Origin of the sequence: Rhizobium mesoamericanum STM3625, from assembly GCF_000312665.1 — a bacterium.
Classification (GTDB): Bacteria; Pseudomonadota; Alphaproteobacteria; order Rhizobiales; family Rhizobiaceae; genus Rhizobium; species Rhizobium mesoamericanum.
This window is the reverse complement of sequence record NZ_HF536773.1, coordinates 545164-559709: the sequence shown is the minus strand read 5'-3', so window position 1 is coordinate 559709 and position 14546 is coordinate 545164. Positions and strand designations below refer to the sequence as shown.

The window sequence follows — 14546 nt, the reverse complement described above, 5'->3', positions numbered from 1 at the left end:
GCACAAATGGCCTGCCGCGAGGCAGGCCATTTGTCAACTGCAAGGATAATGGCAGATACTGAAATATTACTCGAAACAAATTCCGCATCTTGCCGGATTATAAAAGCACGACCTGACGTTGATTACACTTCAGACAAAAGTGGTACGTGGGCCTACCATTCGGTGAGGATCAGTTTTTGCGATGCTGTTCTTGCTCATCGTCAGGTCCCTCATCAGCCTGGTGCAGCAAGAGGGTTCCCAAGGCCCTTGCGGATTCTCGGGGCAGGGCATAATGCAGCCATCCAAAGCGCGGATCGCGAATGTGGAGAAGTGACTCGCCAAGCAACGCGTCAGGTTCCGAATACCAATGTGGATCGAGCACGGCATTGACCATCTGTCCGCCTTTCCAACTTTCCTGGTAGTATGGAAGCATCTCAGCCCTGATTTGCCCGACACCATCGATGAGCTTTGATACCGCCTCTGCGTCAAGCACGAACGCGACCGGTGGATCCGTCGGAAATGTGATCGACAAGGTCTTGAGCTCATCGTCGAGCTCCCACCGCGGCTCCTCGCTGTTGCTCATGCTCACCTCTTTAGAGCCGCATTTCGACGATGCGGTGTTGGACGCAGACAACGCAAACAAGGGAAATCGACCACGATCGAGGGTGATACCAGGACAACCCTCAGATTTAGGCGAGACTAATATAGGCGCAACTTATCTTTGATGGCACCTACATCCTTGGATGTAGGAGCCTAACCCGACCGTCGAGCTCGTATCGCTCAGTCGACGAAGACGCCGACGCTGGCTGCCCGGCCCATGGCGTCAATCACCGTGAGCTTGGAGTAACCGCCGCCGTCGGGCACCCACTGATTGGTGCGGCGCCGGGAGATATCGGGTAATGGCTTGCCGTTGACAAGCCAGCGGAAGGGGGCACGGCCACCCTGCAGTTTCAGCATCAATGGAGAAAGCTCGCCGTTCTTCGCCCCGAGATCGACATGGGCACCCTCGGGCGGATAGACGATCTGCGGCGCCGGTTCGCGGCCGGAGGTTGCCAACAGGCCACTTGGATTGACTGCGAAGCGACGTTGGCTGATCGGCAGCTCGGCCTGTGTGATCCGCATTGCTCCCAATGGCGGACGAGGCAGGGGCGTCGTCGCGATCCCTGATTTTGCGAAGCCTTCAAAGAGGATGGGCGCTGCGGTGCCAAAACCTGTCAATCCAGGCACCGCGCCATTGTCCGGTCGCCCCACCCAGACGCCAAGCACGTAGCGTCCATCGTAGCCAACGGACCAAGCATCGCGATAGCCGTAACTCGTGCCGGTTTTGAAGGCGATCCCCCGTTTGGGGGCGCCGGCCGGCGGAATGACGCCGGAGAGAATATCGGCGACATTCCAGACGGCCACCGGATCAAGCATGCCTTCGCCGTCGATCTTGCCGGGGCGGTCGTTGACGCCATCGCCGATGCGGATTGGCTGACCATGGTTGGTGAGTGCGGTATAAAGCTGGACCAGATCCTTTAGCGTAATTCCGAGGCCACCGAGGCCGATTGCCAGGCCTGGCGTCTCGTTGGCGGGCAACACTGGACGCACCTCCGCGCGGCGGAAGCGAATGAGCAGCTTGGACGGGTTGACCGCGTCAAGCAGCTTTACAGCGGGAACATTCAGCGACAATTGCAATGCTTCGCGCACCGTGACGTCGCCCTGATAGCTCATGTCAAAGTTTCGCGGTCGGTAGCCGAAGAAATCGGCCGGACGATCTTCGATGATTGTTTCCTGGCTGACGAGGCCTTCTTCAAACGCGAGGCCGTAAATGAAGGGCTTCAGAGTAGAGCCTGGCGATCGGCTAGCGCGCGTCATATCGATCCAGCCCGAACGGCTGGCATCGAAATAGTCGGCTGAACCAACCTCGCCGAGAATGTCGCCGGTCTGTGCATCGGCCATGACCATGGCGATCGACAGCTTCGGGCCGAGTTGCAGGGCGGACGCGCGGGCAACGGCTTCCAATCCTATCTGCACCTGTTTCTTCAGTGTCGTTAAGTATTGCGTCGCCTTCGGATCCTTTCGTCGCGCCGCTTCGCCGACATGGGCGGCGAGCGCGGGAAGCTGCATACGACGAGATGGCACCGGCACGATTTCCGCACGCGCGGCCTCGCCCTCGCCGACAGCTTCGGCGACGGCGGCACGCTCCAGCACCCGCTTGCGTGCCGCTTCGGCCGTTGCGAGATTACGGTCCGGGCGGCGCTTTTCAGGTAGCTGCGGCAGCGCGACGAGCAAAGATGCTTCGGCGACCGTCAACCGCCGCGGCTCTTTGCCGAAATAGGCAAGGCTTGCAGCCCGCACGCCTTCGAGATTGCCGCCATAGGGCGCATGCGTCAGATAGAGATCAAGGATCTGCTCTTTCGACAGCCGCCGTTCGATCTGAAGGGCGCGGGCCATCTGGAGAAGCTTCGCCGACAGCGAACGGCCCTCGCGCGGTTCGATCAGCCGCGCGACCTGCATCGACAGGGTCGATGCACCAGAAACGATGCGGCCGTTGGTCAGCAGTTGGATGGCGGCACGGCCTAGCGCCTGCAGATCGACGCCGGCATGGGTGTAGAACCGCCGGTCCTCGTAGGCGATCAGCATCTTGAGGAATTGCGGATCGACATCTGCCGCGGTGGTCTTCAAGCGCCAGAGACCGTCGGGTGTTGCGAAGGCCCGAAGCAGCTGACCGTCCGAGTCGCGCACTTCGGCAGAGACCGTTCCAGCATTGTCGAGCGGCGGCGGATAGGCATGGTCGGCGGCGTCGAGCAAGACCAGCCCGGCGCCGGCAACGAGAATGCAGGCGACGCTTAGAATCGCGAGCTTCTTCTTCTTTCTCATTTCGACGCCGCGGTGACCTCCATCTTGCCGGTCGCCGTACGTGCCGAAAGCTGCGGCCGATACATGTCCTCAACAACGGCAGCCGGGTGATCGTAAGTGCCAGGTGTGACGGCGCGAACGACATAAGCGACATTGATTTCGCGATTGTCATCTGCTGAGCGGTTGAACGCCGCCACGAAGCGGTCGTTTCGGAACTCGGTGTGGGCAGCCGTCACCTCGCCGATCCAGTCGAAGTTCGTCAGTTGCGCGCTGTCGACCAGGCTAGGATTGTCGATCTGGAAGCCGGCCGGCAGCAGGTCTGTGACGACGGTGCGTGAGGGCCAGTCGTTGCTTTCGGTGATGTGCAGGACGACGACGTAGCGTTCATTCTGCTTTGCCTCTGTCACGTTGGCCTCTTCGCCATCCATCGTGTAGTAAGTGCGCTCGATGGCAAAGCCGTCGCCGCCTGCGGCCGGCGGTACGACGGGGGCGGCGACTGTTGTTACGACCGCCGAGAGGGGCTCGCCGGTCTGGTTGGTGAGCGTGAGCGCATTGCCCATCAATGCATCCCCGGTCATCTTCGCCAAATAGGCGCCGTTGTGGAGCGCGCCGTTCACGTCGATCTTGATCGAGTCGTCGCCGCCCTCTATGGCACGTGCGGCAAGCAGCATCCAGGCCTGCTCCTGGGTGCTGGTATATTTGCTACGATTCCATTCCTTGGCGACAGCTTTCGCGAGTTCAGGCACCACCGGCGGGACCGGGCGGCTCTCGGCTGCAAGAGCAAGGATTGCAGCACCATCCCGCAGGATCGAGCCGTAGTCCGTCCTGGAAAGATTGACGCGCGTGACCATCGATTGCTCCGACATTTGCAGGGCATCGACGAAGATGTTTTTCGAGCGGGTCGCATCGCCATAAAGCGCCAGTGCTGCCGCTATATGGGCCTTGGCAAGCGGAGTCGGGAAATCGTTGATCATCGTGTCGGCGTAGTAGCGAAGATCGCTGATCGCGGCTTTCTTGTTGCGGGCGAGCACATAGAGTGCGTAGGCGATCTGATCGCCCTGATCCTTGACATTGACGTCATAGCTCAGCGCATTCTGCAAGTTTTCCAAGGCCTGTGCGAACGCGCGATCCGGGACGTCATATTTCTGCTCGCGCGCGCGGGTCAGGAAATCGGTGACATAGGAATCGAGCCAGAGATCGCCGCTATCCGGACCCCAAAGGCCGAAGCTTCCTGCCGAAGCCTGATAGGAAAGGACCCGGTAGATTGCGTCCTGAACGCGCTTCTTGACATCGGCGTCATCTTCTAGGCCTGCCTGCCTGGCAAGCTCGCTCAGATAGAGGAGCGGTAGGGCACGGCTCGTCGTCTGCTCGGCGCAGCCAAACGGGTAGCGGTCGAGCGACATCAGCTGAGCGGGAATGTCGAAGGCGGCTGAACGCGTGACGCTGACGCTTATGGAGGCGCCAGGCAACACGCTGTCGGCCAACAAGGCCTTATCGACTCTCAGCTTGGTAGATGGATTGAGCGCCAGTACGCGGCGTTCAGTCATCGGCAATACAGCTGGCCGGACTGGGACATCAATCGTCTGGTCCAGCGACAGACCCGAGGCGTTGGAAAGGTTGATCGAAACGCTACCATTGCCAGGCTGCTTGCCTGCGACCGCAAGGGTCAGTGAAGATTTCGCGCCCACCTTGAGATGGATCGTCTGCGAAGCGTGGTCGACGCCCACCGCCTCGTTGCCGGTCACAGTCAGCTTAAAGTCTCCTGCCGGCGCGTCCGTGTTGGCAATATCGAGGCGAAGCTCGGACCTATCTCCGGGTGCGAGGAAGCGCGGCAGGCTCGCCGTCACGACGACCGGATCGCGAATGATGACATCCTTTGTCGCATGGCCAACACCAGCCTTCGACCAGGCGACAGCAATGACACGGGCTGTTCCGTTGAACTGCGGGATATCAAAGCTGACGTTTGCCTTGCCCTGCGCGTCGAGTTTCACGGGGCCGGAGAAGAAGGCGACGAGCTTTTGCGTCGGCGGACTTCCCTGAAGCGCCACGGCACCTCCGTCACCCCCCGTCCTGAGCTTGCCGGTGGCGCCGAGCGAACCATCGATCAGCCGCCCGTAAAGGTCTCGAATTTCGAGACCGAGCTGGCGCTGGCCGAAATACCAGTCTTCCGGGTTTGGCGGTTCGTAGCGAGTGAGGTTGAGAATGCCGACGTCGACGGCAGCAACGGTCACATAGGCGTCCTCGTTGGCGCCTGCACCGGCAACGGCAAGCGTGATCGGTAGTGGTGCGCGCGGCAGCATCTTCTCCGGCGCGTCGATCTTGACCTGCATTGCACGCTCAGCCGGATCGACTTTCAGCCATTTCACGCCAATGGCGCGCATCGGCATGTGGCTATCCAGCGCATCGCCGGGGCGAAATAGGGTCGCCGTAACGTAGGCACCGGCACCCCAATTGGAGGTGACGGGAATGTCGACTTCCCCGCCATTCTCGCCAATTGATGCGTTCTGGACGGCGATGAGATTTTCTGTACCAGCGGCGATCATCAATTCGCCTGCGTAACGCGACGAGACCTTCAGCTTGGCCATCTCGCCGATCTTGTAGCTGTCCTTGTCCAGCGCGATCTCAAGCCCGTCAGGCGTCTCTGTCGACGTCGTCTGGACGAACCAGCCCGCATCGAACTCGACGCTGGAGGTCGGGCCGTCGGTCGCAGTGCTTTCGACTTCAAGGCGGTATCTCCCCCAGGCGACGGGAGACGATATCTTCGTCCCGTCCGCAGAGGCATCGACGTTGCCGTTGGCAACCTGCTCGGCGGTGTAGATCGGTTCGTATTTCCAGGCAGTGCCGTCACGATACCATTGATAGTCACGGTTGAGCTTATAGAGTTTCCAGCGCAGGCCGCCGATCGCCTGCTTCTTTCCGTCTGCATCAACGCCGATAATGGTGAAGTTGGCGATCGAATTCTCGCCGACTTCACCAGAGAATTCCGGCTTGATGCCGACCTTTGGGCCCTGGTTCTTGACGGGAAGAACGAGCGAACGCTCGATGGCGCGACCACCGGCCTCCTGCATCCGGATATAGACTGTGGCGTTGAGAAGCTGCGTCGTGGCCGGCAGATCGCCGACGGTAAGATCCGTGGCACTCTCGCCGTTTTCGTCGAGTTCGGCCAGTCCGTCGATCGTCAGGCGTGTGTCTTCGCTCGCCTCCTCGTCGGCGAGGCCGAAGAAATAGCCGGGAAATGCATCCGTCTGCCGTGTCGGCTTGATGACAACATCGCCTTCAAGCGACAGCCCCGCAGCCGGTGCGCCATAGAGATACTTACCGCTGATGTCGATTGTCGCGGGCGTTTCCGGACCGATGACCTTCGCCTCGGTCTTGATCTCCATGTCGGTGCGATCCGGGACGAAGTCATCGATTAGGAAGGTTTTCGTCGCAATCGGCGAGGCTTTTGGATCGGTGTGGATGTTCATCGTCCAGGTGCCGCGCATAGCGTTTTCCTGAACGGGCAGGTCAATGGCATAGCCGCCGAGATTGCTGGTCTGGCTGACGATCCGGCGGTCCTCGACGCCATCGGGGCGCAGGAAGATGAAGGTCAGCGGCAGGTTTTCGATGGCCTTGCCATCGTTATCGCGGGCAAGGGCTGCAGCATGAACCGTTTCGCCGGCGCGATAAATGCCACGCTCCGTCCAGCTCAAGACATCGATGGCGCCAGGCGAAGCGCGGCCGGTGACGCCGCGATCGGAGAGATCAAAGCCGGCACGGGTCATGTCGAGGAAGACATAATCGGCGCTGCCGTTCTTGGCCGTGATGACCGCGGGGGTCAGGGCGGCCGTCGCACGTATCAGGCCGGCGGCAAACGTCGCGCGACCGTTCTCATCCGTCGTCGCGGTGCCGAGCACTTCATTGTTCTTTGCCAGAAGCTGCAGCTCGATACCAGCAATCGGCTTTGCCGAAGCCAGTGAGCGGGTGAACACGTTGAGGCCATCCGTGCCGGCATAGGTCGTGATACCGATATCAGAAACGACGAACCATTGCGTCGCCTGCGCATTCCAGTCCTGATCCGGCGCGTTCGGAGCGGTTGCCATCAGCACATAGACGCCCGGCTTGCGTTCGGGCAGTGCCTCATCCACCGGGAAGCTTGTGACGACATCCTTGTTGAGATCGCTGGCAATATCGATCGAGCCTTGCCAGACCAGCTCACCGCTCTCGTCCTCGATCCGCTGCGCACTATAGCCATCGAGCTGGGTCAGGAACTGCGAGCTCGTCATAAGCGGTGCGATGCCACGATCACCGATGCGGTAGAGCTTGAGATTGGCCGACGTCATGTTGACCGAAACGATCGGGAGTCCACGCCGCGCGGTCGACGGCAGCACGAAACTGTCGCCAGTAAAGCGCACGCTTGCCGTGCGATCCTTGACGTAGATATCGAAGCTGACCGGAGCCTCAAGGACCTCGTCAACCGATGAGGGCAGGCCAGTACGGAAGGTGATCTTGTAGTTTTCCCCGTGGGTCAGGCCTTCGACGCAAACCTGCTTGTCCTTGGTTTCGAGCGCTTTCGGCGCGGCACCATTCAATGTCACGAAAGGCGCATAATCCAAGGTCTTGACGAGGGATTCGGAAAATGTCGCGCAGGCGCGGGGATTTGCACTGTCGGCGTCGACTGTATGGTCGGTTATGCGAAAGCCTTGCGTCGATTTCAGCTGCAGGAAAGCTGCCTGAATCTCCCTGGAGTTCACCAGCGCCAGGCTTGCCTTGTAGGCATTGAGGGCGGCGCGATAGTTGGTGTTCTTCTCGAGCGCTCCGGCGAGTACGGAAAGTGCTTCGGCACGGCTCGACGTCGTACGGGTCAAATTGTAGCCATTTACCGCGGCGAGTACGGCCTGGCCGTAGATTTCACTGCCGTCGTTGTCGTCGGTCTTGGCGAAGCTGTCGGCAACACGTGCCGTCTCCAGCCAGAGATCGGCGTTGTCGGGGGAAAGAGCAAGCGCACTGCGGAAGGACTTTACAGCGTCGACGATATTGCCCGCCGTCAGGTCAAGGCGGCCGTTGGCAATCAGGCTTTCGGCGCTCTGGCCCTGCTGATCGTCGGCTACTTCAAGGTTGGCCTTGTCATCGCGCGCCTGCTGGATGATGTCGCCCGACAGGAAGCTTAGGCGGGGGGCCGCGCCGATGTCTGGTTCCGGCTTTGTCGATGCTGCTTCGACGATCTTGCCGGCGATGGCGCCTGGAAACGCGTTCATCGTTTTGAAATCGGACTTCAGGAAGCACCATTTTACCTTCGGATTATAGGTGAAGGCCTTGCAGGATTTGTCGCCGATGCAGGATGCCTTGCACTGATCGAGTGTGAGATTTTGCTCGGTTCGCAGATCAAAGCCGAAATAATCGGCATCCTGGATCGTCAGGATTGTGCGCCTCGTATCCGCCGCCTTGGCGGGAAGGCTCGCGCAAATTGACGAGAGAGCAACGGCGGCGATGGCGAAAAACGCGCGTACGGACATAGGTCCCCCCAAGGTGCTGGCGCTGGTCCGGGCTGCACTTTCTGCACTCCACAACCGCTTGTCAACTCAGACAAAACGCTGTTCCGCAATGAGCCAAGGCGGCGCTCACATAGGCGTGAGGTACCTGCTTTTCGTTTGCTTGGCGCAAGGCCATGTACGATCCTTGTATCCAGAAATCGGGAGACTTCGTCATGACCGCCTTCTTCTTCCGCAAGAGTTGTTTTCCGGCCATTCTGGCTGCGGGCTTCCTGTTCGGGCAGCCAGTCTCGGCCGCTGAGAGAGCAGTCGTTCTCCCGCCGGCCGCTGTCGACGAGCCCGTCAAGGCGCGCGTGGAAACTGCCGTCTTCGCAGGCGGGTGTTTTTGGGGCGTTCAAGGGGTCTTCCAGCATGTGAAGGGTGTGAGATCGGCAGTCTCTGGTTACGCCGGCGGGACCAGCAATACGGCGAGCTATGAGACCGTCAGCACCGGGACCACTGGTCATGCAGAGTCTGTGGAAGTGACCTTTGACCCGTCCGAGGTCAGCTACGGGACGCTGCTGCAGATTTTCTTTTCTGTCGTTCATAATCCGACCGAGCTTAACTCGCAGGGTCCCGACATGGGCACCCAGTACCGCTCGGCACTCTTCGTCGTAAGCCCGGAGCAGCGACGGGTCGCAGAGAGCTACATTGAGCAGCTGCGCAAGGCAGGCGCTTTTGCGGACCCGATCGTAACGCAGGTCGCGCCCCTTAAAGGCTTCTATCCCGCAGAGCCTTACCATCAGGATTTTCTCACGCTTCACCCGACCTATCCGTACATCGTTGTTAATGACCTGCCGAAAATCGAGAACCTGAAGTTGGTATTTCCGCAAAAATTCCGCAGCGAACCCGCTCTCGTTCTCAAGACAAAGGGTTGATATCCCGGCAAAATCGCTGGGGCTTTCACGTGCGTTCCACCTGCTGTAAACGATTTGTTAATGTTAACAGGGATTTGCAGGTGCACTATTTCGCTACAACGGGGAACCTATCGCTTGGAGCGCCGTTATCTCTCGGCCAACGTGAAGTTGAGCGTAGCCAGTGTTGTAAAAGAGTAGAACAAGGGACGATTTCATGAACAGCGCTGTCGAAAGCAAACCACGCACAAGCGCGGTTGCAAGTCAAAGCGTGTTAATCGTTGAGGACGAACTTCTCATTGCCATGGACCTTGAGTCGACTGTCAAGGATATGGGGCTCGATGTGATTGGTCTCGCAACCAACAAAGAGCAAGCACTGAGGCTTGCGCCGAAGGCAAATATTGCTTTTGTCGACGTCAATCTCTCTGATGGGGCCACGGGCCCGGAAATCGGACGACGTCTCATAGATGAATTCGGCGTGACCGTGATTTTCATGACCGGCAACCCGGAAGCGGTCACCGGACGAATTCGAGGAGCACTGAGCGTCGTCAGCAAGCCGGCGACACCCGCAAACGTGCAGAGTTTGCTAATGCAGGCGCTAAGAGCGCGCCGTGACAGAGCGGTAGGTATGTGATCTTCGATCCGCCGTTTCACATTCATGTTGCTTGAACGTCCAATTGATCGACCGCCGCGATCACGCCTCTGAGCTCCGCCAGGCCCTTGAGCCGTCCGATGCATGAATAGCCCGGATTGACCTTTTTCGTCTGATCATCGATCAAAAGGTGGCCATGGTCGGGGCGCATCGGAATGGTGCTGTCTGCTCTGCCGACTGTAGTCCTGCGGCGCTCCTCTCGGCGCAGCACCTTGATCAGCGAGACCATGTTGACGTCGCCACCGGCGGGACGATCATCAACATCTCAAGTGTTCAAGGTTTCGCCTGTCAGCCCGGCGTCTCGGCCTGTGTTGCGTCGAAGGGAGCAATTCACGCGTTGACGCGGGCAATGGCGATCGATTTCGCGGCCGACAAGATTCGCCTCATATCGATCAGCCCCGGCTCGGTACGCACGCCGATCCTGGAACTCGCCGCCCGCACCTTTGAAGGAGGGGATGCCGACATCGATGCCGTGTTTCGCCGTTTTGGCGAGGCGCATCCGCTTGGCCGCATCGGCGAGCCCGAGGAGGTCGCTGCACTTGCGGCCTTTCTGGCGTCCGACAAGGCTGCATTTATCACTGGATCGGATCACCGAATCGATGGCGGGCTGACGGCTGGCATTGGCGTGCGCTGAGGGGTACGTCCCCGGGTTGTTCTCCCGGGCGTTCCAACGCTTAGATGAGGCCCGTGAGCAGGCCGATGCCGACGACTGCAACAAGCCCGCCTGCCGAGCGCACGACAGTTGCTTGCTGGGGCTCGCTCACTTTGCCAACCAGACGACCGAGGGCAATGCCGACGACGTGCAGTGCTGCCGACGCCAACATGAAGCCTGCCGCATAGGTGATGCCGTCAGCCGCTGAAGGTATTTCGGAGCCGTGCGCGTGGCCGTGGAAGACTGCAAAGAGGCCGACGAGCGCTGCCGCGACTGCGACAGGGGCACGGATACCAAGTCCGACGACGGCCCCGAGGACGATGACGGAGGATGCAATTCCGGCTTCGACAAAGGGGACAGAAACTCCCATCATGCCGAGCGCGCCGGCGGCGGCCATTACCGAGACGAAGGTTGTCGGAACGAGCCAAAGCGCTCGACCGCCGAGTTGGAAGGCAAGAACGCCGACAAGAACCATCGCCAGCACGTGATCCAGCCCCGAGACGGGATGAGCGAAACCGTGAACGAAACCAAGTGTTTGCCCAACGCCAGTATGAGCGAAGGCGAGTGATGGAGCAAGGAGGCAAGCTGCGAACAAGCCGCTAAATTTGGAAGTCTTTGAAAACATGTGGGTTCTCTACCTTTTGCATGGTTACACCAAAAATGGCATGCCGGATCAGGGGGATAAAGCAAAAAAACGGCCACACCGTCATTTGACGTAGGTCCCTTACGAGGCGTCGTGTCTCTTCAAATTGGCTGCAATGTGCCAAACACGGAGACAAGTCCAAGCCAGACGGAACCCAAGACTATTTCTGCGCCGGTCGCCCACTTGAACGGCGGCAGTGATCGGTCGCGAGCAAGTCTTGGCACAAAAAGAGGCTCTCGACAGGATGGAGCGCAGCATCGGTAGTGAAGGCGCATCCTCCGATCGTTGCTGCGCGTCGACCGCCTGTCGAGATCGCTATCAGCGGGCCGATTGCTGACGGGCTTGTCCAGCCGGACTCTAATCCAATCTGAGGAAATTACCCGTGGCAGATCAGCTGATCGCCCTTGATAGGGCCGCTGCCGGTGCCAATCGGCAGCCAAGCTGCGCGCGGCGCTCCGAGGAAGACCGGGCTTTCACGCGAAGCAATCAGGCGACAACAATAGGACGGACCGGGCTCAGTGCGGCCTTAAGCGCTGCCCGATGGCTCTGATCACGGAAGGATCTAATAGCCTCGCCCGTCGCGACGCCCGCCCGAAACAGCATTCGACGTACGGGACCGCTGCGCGCGTTGAAGTCGCGTAGGCGACTGGTCGTCTGCACTGCAAACAAGAATGGACTCGCCTTGGTATCTCCGCCAATGTGCATCGCCTTTGCCTGCGGCTCGTACGCGACGGCGAGACCTTGCATACGCACGCGCCGCATGTAGTCGACTTCCTCGCTGTAAAGGAAAAACCGCTCGTCCCAGTCGCCGACGACTTGTCGGGCGCGGGCAGAAACCATCAAAATGGCCCCAGTCGCCCAATCGACGTTTGTGGGGGATTCATAGCGTTTCAAATCCCCGATAACCTCTCCAGTGCCAAGTCGACGTGATATGAGCCCGCCAAGTAGTGCCTCGCTCCAGACTGTCATCAGCGATGGTTCGCGACGCAATGATAGAGAAAGGCTGCCGTCCGAATTGAGAATTTGCGGAACTACGACGCCGACTGTCTGATCGCGAAGGCGATTGGACATTGTGACCGCCGCGCCGGGTATGAGCTGTAGGTCTGGGTTGAGGATAAGTATGTTCCAGTCGGCCGGTACGATTGCTGCACCAGCATTGATGCCGGCAGAATAGCCGCCGTTTCGGCCGGTTGGAATGACTCGAGCGCCGATGGGATGCGCCTTCGCTATGGCAACGGAATCGTCCCTCGAATTGTTGTCCACGACAATAACTTCAAACCTGGAAACGCCGACTAAGCCTTCCTCTAAAGATGACAGCAAGTTAGGTAGCACGTCCGCGCTATTATAGGTCACCGTAATGACGGCAAGCGGTTTTTGTTCAATCCGGCCGCTTTCATGCGTCTGGCTGCTTTTGCCATGATCGTTCAGTACCGAAGCAGTCATATTATTTTTGCTCCTGCGATTTAGTAATCGAACGTGGCCGCTCCGTCACTTTGTCGCTGCTCTCCGACATCTCCGCTGAGCCGATCGGAATTGCGACATATCGTATTGTTGAAGAAAACATTTTCTTTTGGAGCCATCAATATATGGTACTCCCATTTCGGTAGCTTAGAATTCCAAGATTATAACTTAGTATAGAGATGAGTTACTGTGTGAGCCGCACCGGGTTTTCCGGGGGATGTTTGGATCACGTCACGCGGCCACGGCAGGCTCGCGTCGCCTGGCGAAAAATCATCGAGAGCATCGCCTAAAATGCTGCCCCGCAGAAAATCATTCTGGTCCATCGGGCGATCAATCGCACGCCAATTTCTGAGCCAAGCGCGCCGAAAGAGCAGCAATCGTCAACGTTGGATTACATTGGCCGGATGTCGGGAAAACGGCAGAGCTGGCAACATACAGGTTCAAACAATCGAAAGTTGCCAGATTCTTATCTACAATACTGTTGCGCCGATCTGTTCCCATGCGAGCAGTGCCAATCTGGTGCGTCCCATGCGAAGCTTGAGCTAAAATAGCATCCAAAGACGCCGCCAACGGCTGGCGATATTCAAGCCGCCCGATGCGGGTATCCAATAGCCATTGGTTCAATCGGTCATGTGCTCTTAATAATGCTTCAGCATCCTTGCGAAAGAACCGCAGATCGATTGCGAGCTTTGGCATGGCATATCGGTCGACTTCATCAGACAACCAAACGCGACTTTCAGAAGCTGGACTATGTTCGCTATGGTAGGACAAACCGTAGCGCTTGGCTGCATTTTGTATGAAGAAACCGGGAAGTCGCATCGATGAGAAATATCGATGATAGAAAAAACGCGGGATGTAAGCGAGAGCCTCCGGTAAACCAAGTACCACGTTGCGGATATGGCTCCACCAATCAATTGATTCTGGAATATGCCGCTTACGGATGGCGTCAGCCACCAAAAGGCGGCCTAGGGGCGCGAAGCCGAGAGCCAAGCACACGGCCGACAGTGTCGCGCTGCCGTGGCGTGCGTCCGCTACGGGTGGGACAACAGGCCAAAAAGACACATTCAACAGATTGTCGGCCATCTGCGTGTTATCAGAAGGAATGAAGCGTCGCCTCGCATAGGATCCATTGCCATCAAGGAAGAAGTCGAATTTCTCGGCGACCTTCCGATCGTTGAACACGATATCGGAAATTTCGCCGATTATGTGCCCCATGTAATACTTGCCAAGAGGACCGTCAGGGCCGCCAAAAAGGCCGGGGTACTTCCGTTGCAGAACAAGTAGCTGTCGCGTGCTCTCCAGGCCGCCGCTCGCCAGTACGAGGCGTTTTACAGGAACTATTGTCTCTATGCCGCTTGGATCTCTTACCGTAACATCGGCAACGACACCTTCCAGATACCCGATTGATGTAACGGTCGAGTTCAACCGTATGTCGATAAGTGGCGACGAGGACAGCTCACGCCAAAATGCCTTCTGGATTGCCGGTCTATTTGAGAACCGCTCAAGACGGACGTCAAAGGCGGAGCTCGCTAGTTGGTCTACTTCATCCTCCTTGAAAACAGGACTACCAGCCGACAAGTAACGACAAGCAATCGAATAAAACGGTTCCAATTCTGAGAGCGCAAACGGCCACTGCGCGTCCACTCCGGGCCTGGTTCGAAAGTCGATAGGATCGTAGGGCTGGCAGCGTCCACCCCACAGGTTTGATGTGCCTCCTAACTGCCGAGAGACCGCAATTGCCATGTCATCGTGTCTGGAGGGGTCGATAAGCAGGGCATCTGACAGAGATACCTGCTGCCTGTCTGGCCTGAGGCCACCAGACTCGAGGACCAGAGTTCTCTTTCCAAACCTCGCCATTTCCAGCGCGAAAACAATTCCCGCCGGGCCTGAGCCCACGACACAAGCGTCGTATTCTTTTAGAGGGGCGGCAGCAATCGTCGTGTAAATCAAGAGC

8 protein-coding genes and 2 pseudogenes are annotated in these 14546 nt (G+C 58.6%); 3 read left to right on the top strand and 7 right to left on the bottom strand.

Translation table 11 applies throughout. The features are described from left to right. Positions 1-169: 169 nt before the first annotated feature. The 3 genes from BN77_RS22890 to BN77_RS22880 all read right to left on the bottom strand — a co-directional run bounded on the left by BN77_RS22890 (position 170) and on the right by BN77_RS22880 (position 8315). Positions 170-562, bottom strand: a complete 393-nt coding sequence (locus tag BN77_RS22890; RefSeq protein ID WP_007536511.1) for a hypothetical protein — start codon at positions 560-562, stop codon at positions 170-172. Between the two features lie 197 nt (positions 563-759). Then, positions 760-2841 (bottom strand): penicillin-binding protein 1C, encoded by a 2082-nt coding sequence (pbpC, locus tag BN77_RS22885; RefSeq protein ID WP_007536510.1) that lies wholly within the window; start codon positions 2839-2841, stop codon positions 760-762. Further along, positions 2838-8315: an alpha-2-macroglobulin family protein gene (locus BN77_RS22880; RefSeq protein WP_007536509.1), complete on the bottom strand. Its 5478-nt coding sequence runs from the start codon at positions 8313-8315 to the stop codon at positions 2838-2840. The genes pbpC and BN77_RS22880 overlap by 4 nt, the downstream gene beginning before the upstream one ends. Before the next feature lie 191 nt (positions 8316-8506). Between BN77_RS22880 and msrA the strand changes: the two genes are divergently transcribed. After that, positions 8507-9208: a peptide-methionine (S)-S-oxide reductase MsrA gene (gene msrA, locus BN77_RS22875; protein ID WP_007536508.1), complete on the top strand. Its 702-nt coding sequence runs from the start codon at positions 8507-8509 to the stop codon at positions 9206-9208. Between the two features lie 193 nt (positions 9209-9401). Beyond that, positions 9402-9818, top strand: coding sequence for a response regulator (locus tag BN77_RS22870; protein WP_007536507.1), 417 nt, complete (start codon positions 9402-9404; stop codon positions 9816-9818). Positions 9819-9840: 22 nt separating this feature from the next. Here BN77_RS22870 and BN77_RS32425 read toward each other — a convergent pair. Then, positions 9841-10077 (bottom strand): annotated as a pseudogene (locus BN77_RS32425) (mannonate dehydratase); the annotation flags it as partial. Positions 10078-10080: 3 nt separating this feature from the next. Between BN77_RS32425 and BN77_RS22865 the strand changes: the two are divergent. Next, positions 10081-10470: pseudogene (locus BN77_RS22865) on the top strand (SDR family oxidoreductase); the annotation flags it as partial. Positions 10471-10510: 40 nt separating this feature from the next. Here the strand turns inward: BN77_RS22865 and BN77_RS22860 are convergent. The 3 genes from BN77_RS22860 to BN77_RS22850 form a co-directional block, all read right to left on the bottom strand. After that, positions 10511-11113, bottom strand: coding sequence for a HupE/UreJ family protein (locus BN77_RS22860; protein WP_007536504.1), 603 nt, complete (start codon positions 11111-11113; stop codon positions 10511-10513). A 504-nt stretch (positions 11114-11617) separates the two neighbouring features. Then, entirely contained in the window at positions 11618-12574 is a 957-nt protein-coding gene (locus BN77_RS22855; RefSeq protein ID WP_007536502.1) for a glycosyltransferase family 2 protein, read from the bottom strand. A gap of 348 nt (positions 12575-12922) precedes the next feature. Continuing rightward, on the bottom strand, positions 12923-14542 hold the full coding sequence (locus BN77_RS22850; RefSeq protein WP_167540379.1) for a GMC oxidoreductase: 1620 nt from the start codon (positions 14540-14542) through the stop codon (positions 12923-12925). Positions 14543-14546 lie beyond the last annotated feature (4 nt).